The sequence below is a fragment of the Aeromonas sp. ASNIH8 genome (assembly GCF_002919855.1).
GTDB lineage: Bacteria > Pseudomonadota > Gammaproteobacteria > Enterobacterales > Aeromonadaceae > Aeromonas > Aeromonas caviae.
Genome location: NZ_PQLN01000005.1, coordinates 25,567 through 43,333, shown reverse-complemented (window position 1 = coordinate 43,333; position 17,767 = coordinate 25,567). Strand labels below are relative to the sequence as shown.

The following is a 17,767-nucleotide window of genomic DNA, read 5'->3' as shown; positions in this document are numbered from 1 at the left end:
AAGAAGGGAGCCGAGGCTCCCTTCTTTCATGGTGCTGGCCGGCTCAAGCACCTTCCGGCAGAGGACGGCGTACCCTCGGCTTGAGCTGGGAGAGCATGACCCCGGTCAGGATGAGGCCGTCCCCCAGCAGGTGATAGCCGTGAATGGGCTCCCCCAGGGTGATGACGGCGATGAGGGCCGTGCACAGGGGCATCAGGTTCATGAAGACCGAAGTGCGCTCCGCCCCCAGGGTGGCGAGGCCGCGCATCCAGCAGTAGGCGGCGAAGATGGAGGAGGCGAGGCCGGCGAACAGCACCATGCTCCAGCCCTGGGCGGGAATGGCCAGGGAGTCGGCAGAGAGGGTCACCGGGATGAGCAGCAGCACCGCCAGCAGGATCTGCAGGTAGAGGTTGAGCCAGGGGCCGAACGGCAGTTGCCAGCGGCGGATCAGCAGGCCATAGAGGGCATAGCTGGCCGCCCCCAGCAGCATCATGCCGTCGCCGGGGTTGATGCCGCTGTGCAGCAGTGCCAGGGGGTTGCCCTGACCCAGCAGCCAGAGCACCCCGAACAGGGAGAGGCTCATGCCGAGCAGCGCCTGCTTGCCCGGCTTCTGGCCAAAGCAGCAGGCCCCGATGAGCAGGGTGAGCAGGGGCAGCAGGGAGCCGATGACCCCCATGTTGGTGGCCGAGGTGCTGTGGGCGGCGTAGTAGGCGAGGCACTGGTAGAGCACCATGCCGAGCAGGGAGAGCACCAGCAGCTTGCCGAGCCAGGGGCGGATGTCGGCCCGGCGGCGCCAGAGCTGCGGCAGGCAGAAGGGGGAGAGCGCGAGGGCGGCGATCACCCAGCGATAGAAGGAGATGGCGGCGGGATCCAGCACGCCGGCGGCGGCCTTGGAGACCACGGTATTGGCGGCCCAGATCAGGATGGCGAGCAGGGGGAAGAGAAAAGGCATAGGCACTCCTTGGTACGATGGGGAGAGTCTAGCCTTGTCTTGAACGAGGTAAGTAGCGTAAATAAGACATGTCATAACCGCTTTGGGACAATCTGCATGGGCACCCTCACCCTTGCCGAGCAGGATCGCCTGCTGGCCGACCCCGACCCCCTCTACTTTCGCTACAGCCAGATCCAGGGGGGCAACGCCTGCGCCGAGCACGCCCACCCCTGGGGTCAGCTCAGCCTCATCAGCCTGGGGGTCATGGTGGTGGAGGTGGGGGGAGAGCGGCTGGTGGCGCCCCCGGACTACCTCATCTGGGTGCCGGCGGACCTTCCCCACACCGCCTTCAACGAGCAGACCCTGGATTACACCTCCATCTACGTGAGCCACGCCCTGGCCCCGCGCCTGCCACGGGAACCCCAGCTGCTGGCGCTCACCCCCTTGCTGCGGGCCCTGCTGGAGGACTTCACCCAGCGCCGGGTCGGGCACATGGAGGATGAGTGGGATGCCCGTCAAGGTGAACTCTTCATCGAGAAGCTGGCCCGCACCCGTTGCCAGCCGAGCTACCTGCCCCAGAGCCGGGATCGCCTGCTGGCCCCCTTGCTGGCGGCATTGCAGGCGGCGCCGGAGGACAACCGCACGCTGGTGGAGTGGGCCAGGGCGCTGCACACCACGGAGCGCACCCTGGCGCGGCGCTGCCAGAAGGAGCTTGGCATGAGCCTCGGCCAGTGGCGCACCCGGCTGCGGCTGGTGAAGGCGCTGGACTGGCTGCGGGGCGAGATGCCGGTGCAGGAGATCGCCTGGCGCCTCGGTTACGCTTCCACCTCGGCTTTCATCGCCATGTTCCAGCGCGAACAGGGCTGCGCCCCCCAGCGCTATCGCCAGCAACTGGGCCAACCCGTGGCCTGAACCGCATGAAAAAGGGCGCCCGCAGGCGCCCTTGTGGATCATGGGATGGGCTTAGAAGAAGCCGAGGGGGTTGATGTCGTGGCTCACCAGCAGGTTCTTGGTGTTCTGGTAGTGGTCCAGCATCATCTTGTGGGTCTCTCGACCGATCCCCGACTTCTTGTAGCCGCCAAAGGCCGCGTGGGCCGGGTAGGCGTGGTAGCAGTTGACCCAGACCCGGCCGGCCTGGATGCCGCGCCCCATGCGCCAGGCCAGGTTGCTGTCCCGCGTCCACAGGCCCGCCCCGAGCCCGTACTGGGTGTCGTTGGCAATGGCCAGGGCATCCGCCTCGTCCTTGAAGGTGGTGACCCCGAGCGCCGGCCCGAAGATCTCCTCCTGGAACACCCGCATCTTGTTCAGGCCCGAGAAGATGGTGGGCTGGATGTAGAAGCCCCCCTCCAGCCCGCTCACCTTGGCCGGGCCGCCGCCCAGCAGCATCTTGGCCCCTTCGCCGCGGCCGATCTCCATGTAGCTCAGGATCTTGTCGAACTGCTCGCGGGACGCCTGGGCCCCCACCTGGGTCGTGGTGTCGAGGGGGTTGCCCTGCACTATGGTGCGGGCGCGGGCCAGCACCCGGTCCATGAAGTCGTCATAGATGCTGGCCTGCACCAGGGCGCGGGAGGGGCAGGTACATACCTCTCCCTGGTTGAAGAAGGTCATCAGCATCCCTTCCACCGCCTTGTCGATGTAGCTGCTCTCGTGCTGCATCACGTCGGCGAAGTAGATGTTGGGGGACTTGCCACCGAGCTCCACGGTGGAAGGGATCAGCTTGTCGGCGGCGCAGCGCAGGATATGGGCGCCCACCTCGGTGGAGCCGGTAAACGCCAGCTTCTGGATCCGGTTGCTGGTGGCGAGCGCCTGGCCCGCCTCGGCGCCGAAGCCGTTGACTACGTTGACCACGCCGGGGGGCAGGATGTCCTTGATGAGATCCATCATCAGCATGATGGTGACCGGGGTCTGCTCGGCGGGCTTGAGCACGCTGCAGCAGCCGGCCGCCAGTACCGGGGCCAGCTTCCAGGCGGCCATCAGCAGGGGGAAGTTCCACGGGATGATCTGGCCGACCACGCCGATGGGCTCCTTGAAGTGGTAGCTGACGGTGTTCTGGTCCAGCTCGGCGGCGGAGCCCTCCTGGGCGCGGATGCAGCCGGCGAAGTAGCGGAAGTGATCCACCACCAGGGGCAGGTCGGCGGCCAGGGTCTCGCGCACCGCCTTGCCGTTCTCCCAGGTCTCGGCGACGGCGAGCCGCTCAATGTTCTGTTCGATGCGATCGGCGATGCGCAGCAGCAGGTTGCTGCGCTCGGTGACGCTGGTCTTGCTCCAGCTGGCGAACGCCTTGTGGGCCGCGTCCAGGGCGAGCTCGATGTCGGCGGCGTCGGAGCGGGCCACCTCGCAGAACACCCGGCCATCCACCGGCGAGATGTTCTCGAAATAGCGGCCGGCGCGCGGCGCCACCCAGTCGCCACCGATGAAGTTGTCATAACGGGATTTGAAGCTGACCAGGGCACCTGCCTGACCGGGAGCGGTATAAATCATCTCATCATCCTTATGTGTGTGGTCCTGACCGGCCTGGCGGGCAGTCCGGTTGCTTCCTGTCATCGCAAGGGGCGTGCCAGCGGGCGGCGCTCTACACAAAAAGGTTGCAAAAACGTTATCAAACGGGGTGCCAAGGGGTATCTTGGTTAACCAGTGCCCCCTAGGGCGGTCCCCGAACTGTGCCGTTTCTGAACATCGGGTGTGACACTGTGCCGTTTGTGAACAGGAGACGTGATGAAGGCGCTCCCCCAAGGCGGCCCTATTCGCGAGTGTGTAGAAGGAGGTGTGATGAGCGAGTTGCCTCAATCCGGTGCCAGCCCAATCCAGCGCTCCTGGGAGCGCTGCCTGCATCAGGGGCTGAGCCGCCAGCAGAGCGCCGAGCTGGACTTGCTGCCCCAGGGGGAGCTGTCGGCTCGCCAGGAGCAGCACAGGACGCTCATCGCCTGCTTCCAGCGCTTCGTGCTGCCGCTCTTTGGCCAGTTGCTGGCAGGCAGACCCTGTCGTCTGCTGTTGTGTGACGGCGAGGGGGCCATCCTCGCGGTGAACGGAGACGACCGGTTTGCCCGCCATGCCGAGCGCATTTTTTTGCGCAGCGGCGCCCGCTGGGGGGAGGCGAGCAAGGGCACCAACGCCATCGGCACCGCGCTGGCCGAGCAGAGCGAGGTGCAGGTGCTGGGGGCGCAGCACTTCTTCGCCCAGCACAGCTTTCTCAGTTGCAGCGCCTGCCCCCTGCTCGGGCCGGACGGGCAACTGCTCGGCGTGCTCGACATCTCCACCGATGCGGCCCACCACGGGGGCGACATGCTGGGCACCGTGCGCCTCCTGGCCATGACCCTGGAAAACGCCCTGCTGGCCCGCCAGCCGGGCTGGCTGGTGGATCTCGATCCCCAGAGTCTCTGGTCTGCCCGCCTGCTGCTGGGGGAGGGGGGCGAGCTGCTCGGGGCCAACCGGGCCGGTCGGCTCTGGCTCGGCCAGCACCCCTTCGACGGTCAGCAGTTGCTGCGCGAGCGCCGCGGCCTGCGGCTGGTGCCGGAGGCGGGGGAGCGCGCCGCCAGGCTTCCCCTGCCGAGCGCGGTTGAGGAGGGGGGATCGCAGGCGCAGCAGGTGCCGCTCAAGATGCTGGAGCGGGGCATCTCATTGCTCATCGAGGGGGAGACCGGCAGCGGCAAGGAGCACCTGGTGCGCACCCTGCACGCCAGATCGAGCCGTCGGGCGCGGCCTCTGGTGTGCGTCAACTGCGGCGCCCTGCCGGCGGAGCTGGTGGAGGCCGAGCTGTTTGGCTACGTGGGGGGGGCCTTCAGCGGTGCCCGCAGCCAGGGCAGCCAGGGCTATCTGCGCGCCGCCCACGGCGGCATCCTGATGCTGGATGAAATTGGCGAGCTGCCGCTCCAGGCCCAGACCCGGCTGCTGCGGGTGTTGCAGGAGCGCGTCGTCACCCCGGTAGGCAGCCACAGACCCGAGGCGGTGGATTTCTGGCTGGTCAGCGCCAGCCATCGGGATCTGGCGGCCATGGTGGCGGCCGGCACCTTTCGCGAAGATCTCTACTACCGCATCTGCGGCTGGCGCCAGCAACTGGCACCCCTGCGGGCCTGGTCGGTGCCCGAGCGTCAGGGGCTGATCCTGAACCTGCTCGCCCAGATGGACCCGGCGCTACAACTGAGCCGGGAGGCGGAGCAGCGGTTGCTGGCTCACCCACTGCCCGGCAACGTGCGCCAGCTCAAACAGGCGCTGGAGGTGGCCTGTGTACTGGCAGAGGGGCAGGGCTGGATTGAACCTGCCCATCTGCATCTGCCCGCCGTGGCGGGGGGAGCGAGCTCACCTTTGGGAGGGAATACCCTGCGCGAGCAGAGCCGGCAGCGGGTGCAGCAGACCCTGGCAGAGTGCGGCGGCAACGTAAGCGAGGCGGCGCGCCGTCTTGGCATCAGTCGCACCACCCTCTATCGGGCGCTGCGGGAGGAGGGGTGAAGGGTGTCGCGCCGTCCAGCGCCTGTGTAGACTGCGGTGGCAAGGACGTTTTTTCGTTGTGTTTCCATCGCAGGGAGTGCTCAATGATCCATCTTACGACCGACGAGGCTCCCCGCCTCTCTCCCGGCTGCTGGCCGATGCCGCTTGCGCCCCATGGGGCCCGTGCCGGCTAGTCGGCACTCGTCTGCGCCCGGTGCGGCGCGTGTAATAACCTTGGATCTGGATCAGCGCGGTCCGGCGCTTCAAGGTGTAGGGTAAAAGCCCTTTTTCAGGTGTGATACCGATGATCCCTTCCTATTCCCGCATGACGACGCTGTTGTTCTGGTGCCTGCTGGCCATGGTGTTATTCGAATTCGGACCCGAGCGGCGGCTCGACATCCTGAGCCAGGCCGGTTTGTCCGTGCGTGCCCAGGATGACAGGGCCCACAAGGGCTCCTCCGTCGCCACCCTGAGTCAGGGGGGCGACAGACCCGCCATCCAGTGCACCCTGCGAAGCCAATATGCCTATCCTTTCTGCGAGCTGGTTCTGACCCTGACCGACCCCGAGCGGGGGCTGGATCTCTCCGGCTTCACCGGGGTGCGGGTGAGGCTGGATGTAGAAGGGCAGGGGGGACAGGCCTGGCGCCTTTATCTGCGCAACTACGATCCCGTCTACTCGACGCGGGAAGACGAGAGTTCCCACAAGTTCAACGAAGTGCTCTTCACCGCCAGGGATTTTGGTCGTGAGCAGGATGTCCCCCTGAATGTCTTTGCCCCCAGCTCCTGGTGGGTGCAGCAGTACGATATTCCGCTGGTCCAGCAGGGGCCGGATCTGCACCATGTTTAGGCCATCGAGATCGCCTCCGATGACAAGATGCTGCCGGGGGAGTACCGGTTGCGGCTCGAGCGGCTGGAGTTCTATGGCCGCTGGTGCAAGCCGGGGGACTTCTATCGCTATCTGCTGCTGGGGTGGCTTGTCTACGGCGTGCTGCTCTTCCTGGTCCAGAACCTGATGTTCGGGGATCGGCTGCGCAAGGCCAGGGAGGCGCGCCTCGCGGCTGAAGCCCTGAGTGCGAGCCTGTGCGAGCAGAACCGGCGCACCGAGGAGGAGGCCCGCTACGATCCCCTGACCGGGGCCCTCAACCGGCTCGGTGGCGAAAAGCTGCTCGGGGAGCTCGGCGAGATGCCGCTCTCCTTCATCTATATCGACATCGATCACTTCAAGGGGGTCAACGACGGTCACGGCCACCCGGTGGGGGACGAGGTGCTCAAGCACATGGTGAGCGAGCTGCTGCGCCATTGTGACAGCCTGTGCCGACTGGTGCGCTGGGGTGGGGAGGAGTTCGTGCTGGTATGCCTCCATTACGACGAGGGACGGGCTGCCGCCCTGGCGGAGCGGCTGAGAGGGGCACTGGAGGGGTACAGGCACTGGCCGCTGGGGCTCGGGATCACCGCCTCCTTCGGGGTGGCCGAGCGGCGCAAGGATAGCCTGGAGCAGGCGCTCAAGCGGGCCGACGAGGCGCTCTATCAGGCCAAGCAGAATGGTCGCAACCGGGTGGAGGTGGCGCCCGACTGATCCGGCGCTGGAGCCCATGGCCGGGCGGGGCTATCATGCGCCCCATCATTTATCCGAGGAGAGATGCCATGGCACAACACATTGGCGCCCTGACGCTGCTGGTGGCGGATTACGACGAGGCCATCGCCTTCTTCACCCGGGGAATGGGCTTCGAGCTACTGGAAGACACCCCCCTCGACGAGCCGGGCAAACCGGGCAAACGCTGGGTGCGGGTCGCTCCCAAGGGGGCTCCCGGCTCCGCCCTGCTGCTGGCCCGCGCGGCCAACGAGGAGCAGCGCGCCGCCATCTGTCGCCAGGGGGGCGGTCGGGTCTTCCTGTTTCTCGAGACCGACGACTTCTGGGGCGATTACGAGCGGATGCAGGCCTATGGCGTTCGTTTTTGTGAACAGCCGCGCCTCGAACCTTACGGCACCGTGGTGGTGTTCGAGGACATCAGTGGCAATCGCTGGGACCTGCTGCAACTCGCTGCTGCCAACTGAATCTGAAAACGTTTATCATCCCGCCCGTCATAAAGTCATAAAAGTGTCACAGAAAGTTCTAATAATTGGCGCACCCATCTTCACAGAGGAGAGAGAAGGGATATGGCTAAGCGAATTCTGGTGGTCGAGGACGAGGCACCGATCCGCGAAATGCTCTGCTTCGTGCTTGAGCAGAAGGGATATGAAACAGTAGAAGCAGAAGATTACGCCGATGGACTGGCAAAGGTGCGCGAACCCTACCCCGAACTCATCGTGCTGGACTGGATGATGCCAGGCGGCAGCGGTATCCAGTTCCTCAAGCAGCTCAAGCAGGATGAGATGACTCGCCAGATCCCGGTGGTGATGCTGACCGCCCGGGGCGAGGAAGAGGACAAGGTGCGCGGGCTCGAGGCCGGTGCCGACGACTACATCACCAAACCCTTCTCCCCCAAGGAGCTCACCGCCCGCCTGCACGCCGTGATGCGCCGTGTCTCTCCCACCTCGGTGGACGAGGTGATCGAGGTGCAGGGGCTCAAGCTGGATCCCGTTTCCCACCGGGTCAGTGCCGAGGAGAAGGCTCTCGACATGGGGCCGACCGAATTCAAGCTGCTGCACTTCTTCATGACCCACCCCGAGCGGGTCTACAGCCGCGAACAGTTGCTCAACAACGTCTGGGGTACCAATGTGTATGTCGAGGACAGGACGGTGGACGTACACATTCGCCGCCTGCGCAAGGCCATCGAAGAGACGGGGCACGACAGATTGATCCAGACGGTGCGCGGGGCCGGCTACCGCTTCTCGACCCGTCTCTAGGTCAGGGCCAGTGCCGCCAGCCCCTGCTGGCGGGCATTGGACCCGGCTCTTTGCTGTCTCTAGGAGATCTTAATGTTGCAACCTTACGCCTGGCGGCGACAGTTGTGGCGAATGGCGTTCTTCTACAGCCCCTTCGTCTTGGTAGGTTGGTTAATCGATCATCTCGTTCTTTGCCTGCTGGTGGCCACTGTGGTGCACCTGGTCTGGCACTACCGCTTCCAGAAGCGGCTGTCGGACTGGCTGTGGCACGATCGCAGCCTGGTGCCGCCCCACGGCAGCGGCAGTTGGGAGCACATCTTCAACGGCATCTACAAGTTGCAGCAGCGTCACCGGGCCCGGCGCCGGGAGCTGGCGGGCCTCATCCGCCGTTTTCGGGAAGGGGCGGAGGCGCTGCCCGATGCGGCCGTGGTGTTTCGCACCGACGGCAGCATCCTCTGGTGCAACCGGCTGGCGGAGCAACTGCTCGGCTTTCGCTGGCCCGAGGATGCCGGCCAGCACATCGGCAACCTGATCCGTCACCCCGCCTTCGTCGCCTATCTGGGCAAGGGGCAGTATGACGAGCCGTTCGAGATGCACTCCCCCATCAACGAGGAGAAGTTCCTCGAATTTCGCATCATGCCCTATGCGGAGGACCAGGCCATGCTGGTGGTGCGGGACGTGACCCGGCTGCGCAGCTTGGAGAAGACGCGCAAGCACTTCGTCTCCAACGTCTCTCACGAGCTGCGCACCCCCCTCACCGTGCTCAAGGGGTATCTGGAGATGACCGAGGAGCCGCCCCCCCCCGCCATGTGGGCCAAGGCGCACAAGGTGATGATGGAGCAGACCATCCGCATGGACAATCTGGTCAACCAGCTGCTCACCCTGTCGCGCATCGAGGCGGCGCCCACCGTGGATCTCTCCCATCTGGTGGACATGCCCGCCATGTTGGGGCTGCTGGAGCAGGAGGCGCGGGCGCTCTCCGGCGAGCGGGCCCACGAGATCGTCTTCATGGTTCAGCCCAATCTGCTGGTGCGCGGGGATCAGGATCAGCTGCGCAGCGCCGTCTCCAACCTGGTCTACAACGCCATCCACTACACCCCGGCGGGGCGCAAGATCACTGTGGAGTGGCGCAAGCAGGGGAGCATGGCGCTGTTTGCGGTGCAGGATGAGGGGGAGGGGATCCCCCCCGAGCATCTGGCGCGGCTCACCGAGCGGTTCTATCGGGTCGACAAGGCCCGCTCGCGCCACACCGGAGGGTCCGGGCTCGGCCTTGCCATCGTCAAGCACGCCCTGAGTCATCACGATGCCCATCTCGATATCGAGAGCCGGGTCGGTGCGGGCAGCCGCTTCAGCTTTCTCATTCCCGCCCGCATGGTGCTGGTGAAATAATATTTTGTGTCAATGTGTTAGCAACGAGAGAAGGGCTGCATCGCAGCCCTTTTTTCATCCGGGCCACTCTCGGCCCATGTCATCAAAGTGTCATATAAATTCCATAAATTTGTCACTGCCAGGCCAGATACTGGCGCCGTCTTAAAGAACGGACCTTCTGTAACACTGGAGAAGGAGTGGTGCTGGCCCACGGATCATTGCGATCGGGTGTCAACCACGTTTAGACGTCAACCTGACGATTGCCTTCTGCAACCTTGGACTTGGAGAGATTGGATGAAACTCAACAAACTGGCTGGTGTCATCGGATTCACCGCAGCAACCCTGTTTTCTGTCAGCGCTCTGGCTGCCGGTGTGGATAAAGACCTGCCGGAATACACACCGACCAGCGGCATCTCGGGCAACCTGTCCTCTGTCGGCTCGGACACCCTGGCCAACATGATGACCCTGTGGGCCGAAGAATTTAAGCGCATGTATCCCAACGTCAACGTGCAGATCCAGGCCGCCGGTTCTTCCACCGCACCGACTGCCCTGACCGAGGGCGTCGCCCAGTTTGGCCCCATGAGCCGTGCCATGAAGGCCGGTGAAGAGGAGGCATTCGAGAAGCGCTACGGCTACAAGCCGACCGCCATCCGCGTCGCCGTCGATGCCCTGGCCGTGTTCGTCAACAAGGACAACCCCATCAAGGGGCTGACCATGTCGCAGATCGACGCCATCTTCTCCAGCACCCTCAAGTGCGGCGAAGCCAAGGCGGCCACCAAGTGGTCTGATCTGGGTCTGGACGGCAGCTGGTCCGGCAAGGATCTGCAACTGTTCGGTCGCAACTCCGTGTCCGGTACCTACGGTTACTTCAAGGAACACGCCCTGTGCAACGGTGACTTCAAGAGCGGCGTGAACGAGCAGCCGGGCTCCGCCTCCGTGGTACAGTCCGTCTCCTCCTCCCTGAACGGCATCGGCTACTCCGGTATCGGCTACGTCACCTCCGGCGTGCGCGCCGTTCCGCTCTCCAAGGATGGCAAGACCTTCATCGAGGCGAGCTCCGACAACGCCATCACCGGCAAGTACCCGCTGTCGCGCTTCCTGTACGTCTACGTGAACAAGCATCCGAACAAGCCGCTCTCCCCGATGGAGCAGGAGTTTGTGAAGATGATGCTCTCCAAGGCGGGCCAGACCATCGTTGCCAAGGACGGCTATGTGCCGGTCCCGGCCAAGGTGGTTCAGGCCGACCTGAAGAAGCTGGGCATCATGTAACAGAACATGCCCTTGCAGAAAAACGAGCCCCATGCGGGCTCGTTTTCATTGGTGCGCCCCAGGATCTTTTTGGTCGCAGGGCGCAGCGCCCGGCTTGCGCCGGGCGGCGGCATTTCCGAGAATAGGGCAACTTCACGGCAAAGGACCCTCTCATGCGCGCATCTTCCCTCTCCAGACTGGCCCTGACGGCCTTGTGCAGCGCCCTGCTGGCCGGCTGCGCCCAGTCGCCGACCGGTCGCAACCAGATGCTGCTTTTCTCCCCCCAGCAGATGAACCAGCTGGGCGCCGACTCCTTCACCCAGATGAAGCAGCAGGAGAAGGTGAGCACGGATGCCAGGATGAATGCCTATGTGGGCTGCGTGGCCAAGGCGGTGACCGCCCAGGTGCCTGCCAGCTATGGCATCACCAGCTGGGAGGTGGTGGTGTTCGACTCCAAGGAGATCAACGCCTTCGCCCTGCCCGGCGGCAAGATAGGCGTTTACAGCGGCCTGCTGAAAGTCGCCAAGAATCAGGACCAGCTCGCCACCGTCATCGGTCACGAGCTGACCCACGTGCTGGCCCAGCACTCCAACGAGCGCCTCTCCCGGGATCAGCTGACCGGTATCGGGCTGGCGGTGGCGGACGCCGCCATCGGCAGCAGCGACAGCCTCGGGGGCGCTGCCACCATGGCCGCCCTGGGCCTCGGGGTCCAGGTGGGGATAGCCCTGCCTTATGGCAGAACCCAGGAGAGCGAAGCGGACCGGCTCGGTCTCGAGCTGATGGCCCGCGCCGGGTTCAACCCGGCCGAAGCCGTCACCCTGTGGCAGAACATGAGCGCCGCCTCCGGTGGCAAGGCACCGCCCCAGCTGCTCTCCACCCACCCCAGCGACCAGAGCCGGATCGCCAACCTGCAGGCCCAGCAGGCCGAGGTGCAGCCCCTGTACCAGCAGGCGAAAGCATCAGGGCTGGTTCCCCAGTGCAAGGCGTAAGCCTGCGCCTGGCGCGTCCCGCCGATGCCGCCGCCATGACGGTGATGCAGCGGGCGAGCTGGCTGGCGGCCTACGGGGAGGTGCTGGGGGCCGACATGCTGGCCCAGCTGGCGGTGACCGACCACCTGCAGATCTGGCGACACCGGCTCGCCGAGCCCGGCCCCGTTCCCATGCTGGTCTGCCAGGACTACGTGGTCATCGGCCTGCTCTACTGGCAGTCCTCTTTGGAGGAAGGCTTGATGACGGCGCGGATCCGGGCGCTCTACCTTCATCCCGATCATTGGCGTCAGGGTCATGGCAAACGGCTGTGGCAGGCGGTGGCGGTGCAGATGCGCCGGGCCGGTTGCGAGTGTGTCAGGCTCTGGCTGCTGGATGGCAATCACATCGGCGAGGGATTCTACCTGCGCCGCGGCTTCATGTTCGACGGTCAGGAGCGCACCCTGATGAGCCTCGGACACCCTTGCCAACAACGACAAATGTTCCGTTTGCTTTGAGCTGGCTCCCGTTTTTCGCCCCTGGTCACTTTATTTTTTTTGCGAATTAATACAATGTGCCCCATCTGGACAGACCGAGGTGGCCGGGTCCACCGCAAGGGAGTGTGGCATGTACTACGGATTTGATATTGGCGGCACCAAGATTGCCTTCGCGGTGTATGACGACGCCCTGACCCTCTGCCATGAAGAGCGGGTGAGCACGCCGGGCAACGACTACCCGGCGCTGCAGCAGCTTGTGCGCGAGCGGGTCGAGGCGGCGGATGCGCGCTTCGGGGTGAAAGGGGCCGTCGGCATCGGGTTTCCGGGGATCCTCAATCGCCTCGACGGGAGCATAGTGGCGGCCAACCTGCCCGCCATCCATGGCCGCCATCTGGGGGCGGATCTGGCCGAACTGCTGGGCCGACCGGTCAAGGTCGACAATGACGCCAACTGTTTCCTCTGGTCGGAAGTGCATCAGGGGGCCGCAGACGGTGCTGGCAGCGCCCTCGGCGTCACCATAGGTACCGGCATCGGCGGCGCCGTCTACCTGGCGGGCAAGCTCATCCAGGGGCGCAACTGGCTGGCGGGGGAGATAGGTCACTACCCGCTGCCCGCCACCATCCTGATGAAATACCCGGATTTGCCCCGTCCCCGCTGTGGCTGCGGGCGCCTGGTCTGTTTCGAAACCTATGCGTCGGGCACGGGCCTGGAGCGGCTATACCACCATGTTCATGGAGAACGGGTGAGCGGCCACCAGATCGTCGCCCGTGCCGATGCCCGTGAGGCGGCGGCCCTCTCGACCATCGACTGCTGGCTCGAGATCATCGCCGCTGGCCTCGCCACCGCCATCTCGGTGATTGATCCCGATGTGGTGGTGCTGGGGGGCGGCCTGAGCGCCCTGCCAGCCCTCTATGAGGAGTTGCCCAAACGTCTGCCCGGCCACCTGCTGCCCGGTGTCGCCCTGCCGGCGATCCGCGAGGCCCGCTTCGGTGGAGCCGGCGGTGTGCGCGGTGCAGCCCTGCTCAATCTGTGAGATCGGACAGAGGGTCTGATCTCCCCGAACAAGGAGTCATCATGACCCGTCTTGAAATCTGTATCGACAACCTCGAATCCCTGTTCACCGCCCAGGCGGCCGGCGCCGATCGCATCGAGCTCTGCTCTGCGCTGGGGCTGGGCGGTCTCACTCCCTCCTATGGTTTCATGCAGCAGGTGGCGCGCCACGCCACCGTCCCCGTCTACGCCATGATCCGTCCACGCGCCGGAGATTTTTGCTTCAACGACGGCGAGTTCGAGATGATGCTCTTGGATATCGCGGCCGCTCGTGCTGCGGGCCTGCAAGGGGTGGTGGTCGGTCTGCTGGATGAAGATGGACGGGTACCCGAAGGCAAGCTCCGGCAACTGGTCGAGGCGGCGGGGCCGCTCGGCGTCACCTTCCACCGGGCCATCGATCTCTCCTCCGACTGGCGGCTGGATCTCGAGACGATCGTCGCGGCAGGTTGCGAGCGCATTCTGAGCTCCGGCCATGCGCCGACCGCGCTGGCGGGGCTCGAAACCCTGCAGGCCATGCACCAGGCGCTGGCGGGTCGCGCCAGCCTGATGCCCGGGGCCGGGGTCAACGCCGACAACGTGCGCACCATCATCGAATTCACCGGCGTCAATGAAGTGCACATGTCCGGCATGGGCTGGCGCGGCGGCATGGTGCCCCATGGTGTGAACATGGGCACTTCGGACGATGGCCGGGTCAACATCACCGACGGCGCCAAGGTCGCAGCGGTGAGGGCACTGCTGGACAGGGCCTGATACAGACCGTGCGGCGCCATGGTGCCTCTATCTGTGACGTCAACATGGGCACCTCGGACGACGGCCGGGTCAACATCACCGACGGCGCCAAGGTCGCGGCGGTGCGGGCTCTGCTGGACAGGGCCTGATACAGACTGTGCGGCGCCATGGTGCCTCTCTCTGTGACGTCAACATGGGCACCTCGGACGATGGCCGGGTCAACATCACCGATGGGGCCAAGGTCGCGGCGGTGAGGGCGTTGCTGGACAGGGCCTGATACAGACTGTGCGGCGGCATGGTGCCCTGTTTTGCTCCCTTCTCCCCTTGCGGGAGAAGGGGCGGGGATGAGGGGGCCGATGTGAGGCGTCTCCCACCGGCGGGCAATTGAGGGGCGTCTTGGCAGCACGGTGCAAAAAAGTCTGTTATCATCCCGTCTCTTTTACCATCAGGACCCGGAGCAACCTCTCAATGTCCCAATACGACTCTATCGAACAGAAGGCCAGCTACGGCATCGGCCGCAACATGGGCGACCAACTGGCTCAGCAAGCCTTCGCCGGTCTGGATATCCCGGCCCTGCAACAAGGTCTGGCTGATGCCCTGAACGGTCTGGAGTTCGCGGTCAGCCGTGACGATATCAACGATGCCTTCCAGGTCATCACCGCCCGTATGCAGGAAGAGCAGGAAGCTGCCGCCAAGGCCGCTGCCGCCGAAGGCGAAGCCTTCCTGGCCGACAACGCCAAGCGCGCCGAAGTGAAGACCACCGACTCTGGTCTGCAATATGAAGTCATGGTCGAAGGCAATGGTGCCGTGCCGGTTGCCGGTCAGTCCGTGCGCGTGCACTACCACGGTACCTTCACCCACGGTGGTGTGTTCGACAGCTCCGTTGCGCGCGGCCAACCGGCCGAGTTCCCAGTGACCGGCGTGATCGCCGGTTGGGTGGAAGCGCTGCAGATGATGCCGGTTGGCTCCAAGTGGAAGCTCTACATTCCGCAGGATCTGGCCTACGGTGCCCGTGGCGCCGGCTCCATCCCGCCGTACTCCGCTCTGGTATTCGAAGTGGAGCTGCTGGACATCCTGTGATCCGGCTGGCGTGATGCAAACGGCGACCCTGAGGTCGCCGTTTGTTTTTGGACCGCCCAAACGGGCCATGTGCCTACGGCGGGGATTTGGATATAGTCAGAGCGTCGTCCATTCCGGCCATGTGAGGGAGACACGCCATGGCAGCCATCATCGAGGTCGTCGATCTCGTCAAGCACTTCCCCGGCGTCAAGGCGGTGGACGGGCTCAGTTTTGCCATTCCCGCCGGCAGCTGCTTCGGCCTGCTCGGCCCGAACGGGGCGGGCAAGACCACGACCATAGAATTGCTGGAGGGGCTCCTCACCCCGGACAGCGGCCAGATCCTGTTTCACGGCGCCCCGCGCGGCCCGGATTATCGCTCCCGCATCGGCATCCAGTTCCAGCACACGGCGCTGCAGGATTTCCTGACGGTGCGCGATACCCTGCGCCTGTTCGCCAGCCTCTACCCCAATCCCTTGCCACGGGAGCTGCTCATCGATCTGTGCGCCTTGGGCGAGTTCATCGACAGGGACAGTCGCAAGCTCTCGGGGGGCCAGCGTCAGCGCCTGCTGCTGGCTCTGGCCCTGCTCGGGGATCCCGAACTGCTGTTTCTGGATGAGCCCACCACAGGACTGGATCCCCGCGCGCCACCACTTCTGGCAGCGAATAGAGGCGATCAAGGCCCAGGGCAAGACGGTGGTGCTCACCACCCACTACATGGACGAAGCGCAGCAGCTGTGCGATCTGATTGCCATCGTCGATCACGGCCACCTGCTCAGTCTGGATACGCCGGCTGCCTTGCTGGCGCAACACTTCGACGGCGTGCTGGTGCGCCTTGGGGGGCACCCGGCCCTGGCTGGGCTCGGCTATCCCCTGCGTCCGGTCGGCGATCAGGTGGAGCTCTGTTGCCCCGACGTGGCGACCCTGTTGCCAGCCTTGCTGGATCTTGGTGTGCCGCTCACCGGCATGCAGGTGCGCTCCCCCAATCTGGAAGATCTCTTCCTGAACCTGACCGGCCACAGCCTGCGGAGCGGCGCATGAGAGGGATGACCGAGTTCTGTCTGACCGTGGCCTCCGGGCTGTGGTACGCCTTGCCGACATGCAATCCCGGGAGTGGACGATGAAGGGATCCCTCAAGCGCATCGGGGCGCTCTTCTATGCCCGCACCCTCGAGTTCGTGCGCGATCGCGCGGCCCTGGTGTGGAACCTGCTTTTCCCGCTCCTGCTGGTCATCGGCTTCTCCCTCATCTTCTCCGGCCCGCCCAAACCGCTGGTGCAGATCGGGGTGGTGGGGGCACTGCCCGCAACCTATGCCCCGCTGCGCGCCGTGCCGCTGCTCAAGATCATCCCCTATGACGAGGCGTCGAGAGGCCAGCTCAAGGTCCGTCACCATCAGCTGGACCTGCTGCTCTCACCCGCCGGGGGGCGTTACTGGATAAATCCGGACGCCCCTCAGGGGGCCATGGCCGAGTATCTGCTGCGCCAGGCGGTGCAGGGGCCCTTGCAAAGAGAGACCCTGAGCGGGCGCGCCATTCGCTACGGCGACTGGCTGCTGCCCGGGGTGATCGGCATGAACCTGATGTTCTCCGGCCTGTTCGGGGTCGGGTTTGTCATCGTGCGTTATCGCAAGAACGGGGTGCTGAAACGGCTGCGAGCCACGCCGCTCGGCGCGCTGGAGTTTCTCTTCGCCCAGTTGCTGTCACGGGTGCTGATCACCCTGGTGGTGAGCCTGCTGGTCTTCTGCGCGGCCTACTGGTTGCTGGATGTGCCCCTCATCGGGTCGGGGTGGCTGCTGCTGGTGATCGCCCTGGCGGGAGGAACGGCCATGGCCTCCCTTGGCCTGCTCATCGCCGCTCGCCTGCAGAACGAGGAGCTGGCGAGCGGTTTGCTCAATCTCATCAGCTTGCCCATGATGTTTTTATCCGGTGTCTGGTTCTCGCTAGAAGGCGCGCCCGCCTGGCTGCAGCAGCTTGCGGCCAGGCTGCCCCTCAGCCAGATCATCGAAGCAGCCCGCGCCGTGATGCTGGAAGGGGCGGGATGGCAGGAGGTGGCAGGCCCTCTGGGCCAGGTCATGGTGTTCGCCCTGGTGTGCATCTCGCTGGGAACCATGCTGTTCAAATGGAGTGCAAAATGAAACCTGTTCTGTGGTTGTTGCTGGTGGCGGCCTTGCCTGTGCAGGCAGGTACCCTGCGTTGCAAGAACGCCTTGCTGACCGAGGGAGACACCACGGCAGAGCTGCTGGTTCGCTGCGGCCAGCCGATGCTCAAGGAAGATCTCACCCGCTTCGAGGAGAACGGCTTCGGGGCGAGAGTGACGGTCAAGTATGCCGAGCGCTGGACCTACAACTTCGGCAAGCGGGAATTCATGCAGTTTGTCACCGTCGAAAACGGCGTCATCACCGACATTGTGGATGGCCCACGGGGAGGATGACCTCCTGGTTTTCTGAAGCCCAGCCTGCGGGAGATAAGGTCGCCACTTCCCCGCCTTTTACCTCTTTTTCTGTTGCTTTCCCCTGCCTGTTATCGCCATTTTTCCATATGGGGTCATGCTGCCTCACTCTGGTGCTTTTGGCATAAAACCGAATCTGATGAGTCAGTTGTCAGCAGAAATGGCTGCCCCAATGCGGTGCAGCCGATTTATTTTCGAAAAATAATCCTCATGCCAAGAAGGGTTTTAAGCAGCAGGCTATTTGG

General features: G+C 64.7%; 18 protein-coding genes and 2 pseudogenes. 18 read left to right on the top strand and 2 right to left on the bottom strand.

Features of this window, described 5'->3' with window-relative positions; genetic code table 11:
- Window positions 1-43: 43 nt before the first annotated feature.
- A complete protein-coding gene (locus C3418_RS02650; RefSeq protein WP_103857892.1) occupies window positions 44-931 on the bottom strand; it encodes a DMT family transporter in 888 nt (295 codons plus the stop codon).
- Between the two features lie 96 nt (window positions 932-1,027).
- Here C3418_RS02650 and C3418_RS02645 point away from each other — a divergent pair, with 96 nt between their 5' ends.
- Window positions 1,028-1,822, top strand: coding sequence for a helix-turn-helix transcriptional regulator (locus C3418_RS02645; protein ID WP_103244450.1), 795 nt, complete (start codon window positions 1,028-1,030; stop codon window positions 1,820-1,822).
- A gap of 51 nt (window positions 1,823-1,873) precedes the next feature.
- Here the strand turns inward: C3418_RS02645 and C3418_RS02640 are convergent, their stop codons facing one another.
- Complete coding sequence (locus C3418_RS02640) at window positions 1,874-3,391, bottom strand: aldehyde dehydrogenase family protein (RefSeq protein WP_041213364.1); 1,518 nt, start codon at window positions 3,389-3,391, stop codon at window positions 1,874-1,876.
- A 288-nt stretch (window positions 3,392-3,679) separates the two neighbouring features.
- On the opposite strand from C3418_RS02640, the gene C3418_RS02635 reads away from it, so the two are divergent.
- From C3418_RS02635 to C3418_RS02560, 17 genes and pseudogenes are all read left to right on the top strand, one after another.
- Window positions 3,680-5,356 (top strand): sigma-54-dependent Fis family transcriptional regulator, encoded by a 1,677-nt coding sequence (locus C3418_RS02635; protein WP_103857891.1) that lies wholly within the window; start codon window positions 3,680-3,682, stop codon window positions 5,354-5,356.
- Between the two features lie 283 nt (window positions 5,357-5,639).
- Window positions 5,640-6,182, top strand: a complete 543-nt coding sequence (locus C3418_RS24645) for a hypothetical protein (protein WP_258039753.1) — start codon at window positions 5,640-5,642, stop codon at window positions 6,180-6,182.
- A gap of 27 nt (window positions 6,183-6,209) precedes the next feature.
- Window positions 6,210-6,911 carry a GGDEF domain-containing protein gene (locus C3418_RS24640; protein ID WP_233759712.1) on the top strand — a complete coding sequence of 234 codons (702 nt, stop codon included), beginning with the start codon at window positions 6,210-6,212 and terminating at the stop codon, window positions 6,909-6,911.
- A 68-nt stretch (window positions 6,912-6,979) separates the two neighbouring features.
- On the top strand, window positions 6,980-7,390 hold the full coding sequence (locus C3418_RS02625) for a VOC family protein (protein ID WP_181023053.1): 411 nt from the start codon (window positions 6,980-6,982) through the stop codon (window positions 7,388-7,390).
- Window positions 7,391-7,492: 102 nt separating this feature from the next.
- Window positions 7,493-8,182 carry a phosphate regulon transcriptional regulator PhoB gene (gene phoB / locus C3418_RS02620; protein ID WP_010673471.1) on the top strand — a complete coding sequence of 230 codons (690 nt, stop codon included), beginning with the start codon at window positions 7,493-7,495 and terminating at the stop codon, window positions 8,180-8,182.
- 72 nt (window positions 8,183-8,254) lie between these two features.
- Window positions 8,255-9,550: a phosphate regulon sensor histidine kinase PhoR gene (gene phoR, locus C3418_RS02615; protein ID WP_010673472.1), complete on the top strand. Its 1,296-nt coding sequence runs from the start codon at window positions 8,255-8,257 to the stop codon at window positions 9,548-9,550.
- Between the two features lie 273 nt (window positions 9,551-9,823).
- On the top strand, window positions 9,824-10,798 hold the full coding sequence (locus tag C3418_RS02610; RefSeq protein WP_039039286.1) for a PstS family phosphate ABC transporter substrate-binding protein: 975 nt from the start codon (window positions 9,824-9,826) through the stop codon (window positions 10,796-10,798).
- Window positions 10,799-10,950: 152 nt separating this feature from the next.
- A complete protein-coding gene (locus tag C3418_RS02605; protein WP_010673474.1) occupies window positions 10,951-11,766 on the top strand; it encodes a M48 family metallopeptidase in 816 nt (271 codons plus the stop codon).
- The gene (locus C3418_RS02600; RefSeq protein ID WP_103857889.1) at window positions 11,754-12,260 is read left to right on the top strand and encodes a GNAT family N-acetyltransferase; all 507 of its coding nucleotides are present in this window, start codon (window positions 11,754-11,756) and stop codon (window positions 12,258-12,260) included. Before C3418_RS02605 ends, C3418_RS02600 begins: the two co-directional genes overlap by 13 nt.
- 109 nt (window positions 12,261-12,369) lie before the next feature.
- Entirely contained in the window at window positions 12,370-13,272 is a 903-nt protein-coding gene (locus C3418_RS02595) for an ROK family protein (RefSeq protein WP_010673476.1), read from the top strand.
- A gap of 41 nt (window positions 13,273-13,313) precedes the next feature.
- On the top strand, window positions 13,314-14,039 hold the full coding sequence (locus C3418_RS02590; protein WP_052816142.1) for a copper homeostasis protein CutC: 726 nt from the start codon (window positions 13,314-13,316) through the stop codon (window positions 14,037-14,039).
- A gap of 38 nt (window positions 14,040-14,077) precedes the next feature.
- Window positions 14,078-14,167 (top strand): annotated as a pseudogene (locus C3418_RS02585) (copper homeostasis protein CutC); the annotation flags it as partial.
- Between the two features lie 8 nt (window positions 14,168-14,175).
- Window positions 14,176-14,295 (top strand): copper homeostasis protein CutC, encoded by a 120-nt coding sequence (locus C3418_RS02580; protein WP_080990052.1) that lies wholly within the window; start codon window positions 14,176-14,178, stop codon window positions 14,293-14,295.
- Between the two features lie 191 nt (window positions 14,296-14,486).
- A complete protein-coding gene (locus C3418_RS02575) occupies window positions 14,487-15,098 on the top strand; it encodes an FKBP-type peptidyl-prolyl cis-trans isomerase (RefSeq protein ID WP_010673478.1) in 612 nt (203 codons plus the stop codon).
- 137 nt (window positions 15,099-15,235) lie between these two features.
- A pseudogene (locus tag C3418_RS02570) lies at window positions 15,236-16,115 on the top strand (ABC transporter ATP-binding protein).
- A 79-nt stretch (window positions 16,116-16,194) separates the two neighbouring features.
- Window positions 16,195-17,208 carry an ABC transporter permease gene (locus tag C3418_RS02565; protein WP_103857888.1) on the top strand — a complete coding sequence of 338 codons (1,014 nt, stop codon included), beginning with the start codon at window positions 16,195-16,197 and terminating at the stop codon, window positions 17,206-17,208.
- Entirely contained in the window at window positions 17,193-17,504 is a 312-nt protein-coding gene (locus C3418_RS02560) for a DUF2845 domain-containing protein (RefSeq protein WP_161469726.1), read from the top strand. Before C3418_RS02565 ends, C3418_RS02560 begins: the two co-directional genes overlap by 16 nt.
- The last annotated feature ends 263 nt before the right edge of the window (window positions 17,505-17,767 follow it).

What these genes read in the sequence shown, in the direction of transcription:
- C3418_RS02650 (WP_103857892.1), bottom strand. Translation starts at nt 931, where the DNA reads ATGCCTTTTCTCTTCCCCCTGCTCGCCATCCTGATCTGGGCCGCCAAT.
- C3418_RS02645 (WP_103244450.1), top strand. Translation starts at nt 1,028, where the DNA reads ATGGGCACCCTCACCCTTGCCGAGCAGGATCGCCTGCTGGCCGACCCC.
- C3418_RS02640 (WP_041213364.1), bottom strand. Translation starts at nt 3,391, where the DNA reads ATGATTTATACCGCTCCCGGTCAGGCAGGTGCCCTGGTCAGCTTCAAA.
- C3418_RS02635 (WP_103857891.1), top strand. Translation starts at nt 3,680, where the DNA reads ATGAGCGAGTTGCCTCAATCCGGTGCCAGCCCAATCCAGCGCTCCTGG.
- C3418_RS24645 (WP_258039753.1), top strand. Translation starts at nt 5,640, where the DNA reads ATGATCCCTTCCTATTCCCGCATGACGACGCTGTTGTTCTGGTGCCTG.
- C3418_RS24640 (WP_233759712.1), top strand. Translation starts at nt 6,210, where the DNA reads ATGCTGCCGGGGGAGTACCGGTTGCGGCTCGAGCGGCTGGAGTTCTAT.
- C3418_RS02625 (WP_181023053.1), top strand. Translation starts at nt 6,980, where the DNA reads ATGGCACAACACATTGGCGCCCTGACGCTGCTGGTGGCGGATTACGAC.
- phoB (WP_010673471.1), top strand. Translation starts at nt 7,493, where the DNA reads ATGGCTAAGCGAATTCTGGTGGTCGAGGACGAGGCACCGATCCGCGAA.
- phoR (WP_010673472.1), top strand. Translation starts at nt 8,255, where the DNA reads ATGTTGCAACCTTACGCCTGGCGGCGACAGTTGTGGCGAATGGCGTTC.
- C3418_RS02610 (WP_039039286.1), top strand. Translation starts at nt 9,824, where the DNA reads ATGAAACTCAACAAACTGGCTGGTGTCATCGGATTCACCGCAGCAACC.
- C3418_RS02605 (WP_010673474.1), top strand. Translation starts at nt 10,951, where the DNA reads ATGCGCGCATCTTCCCTCTCCAGACTGGCCCTGACGGCCTTGTGCAGC.
- C3418_RS02595 (WP_010673476.1), top strand. Translation starts at nt 12,370, where the DNA reads ATGTACTACGGATTTGATATTGGCGGCACCAAGATTGCCTTCGCGGTG.
- C3418_RS02590 (WP_052816142.1), top strand. Translation starts at nt 13,314, where the DNA reads ATGACCCGTCTTGAAATCTGTATCGACAACCTCGAATCCCTGTTCACC.
- C3418_RS02575 (WP_010673478.1), top strand. Translation starts at nt 14,487, where the DNA reads ATGTCCCAATACGACTCTATCGAACAGAAGGCCAGCTACGGCATCGGC.
- C3418_RS02565 (WP_103857888.1), top strand. Translation starts at nt 16,195, where the DNA reads ATGAAGGGATCCCTCAAGCGCATCGGGGCGCTCTTCTATGCCCGCACC.
- C3418_RS02560 (WP_161469726.1), top strand. Translation starts at nt 17,193, where the DNA reads ATGGAGTGCAAAATGAAACCTGTTCTGTGGTTGTTGCTGGTGGCGGCC.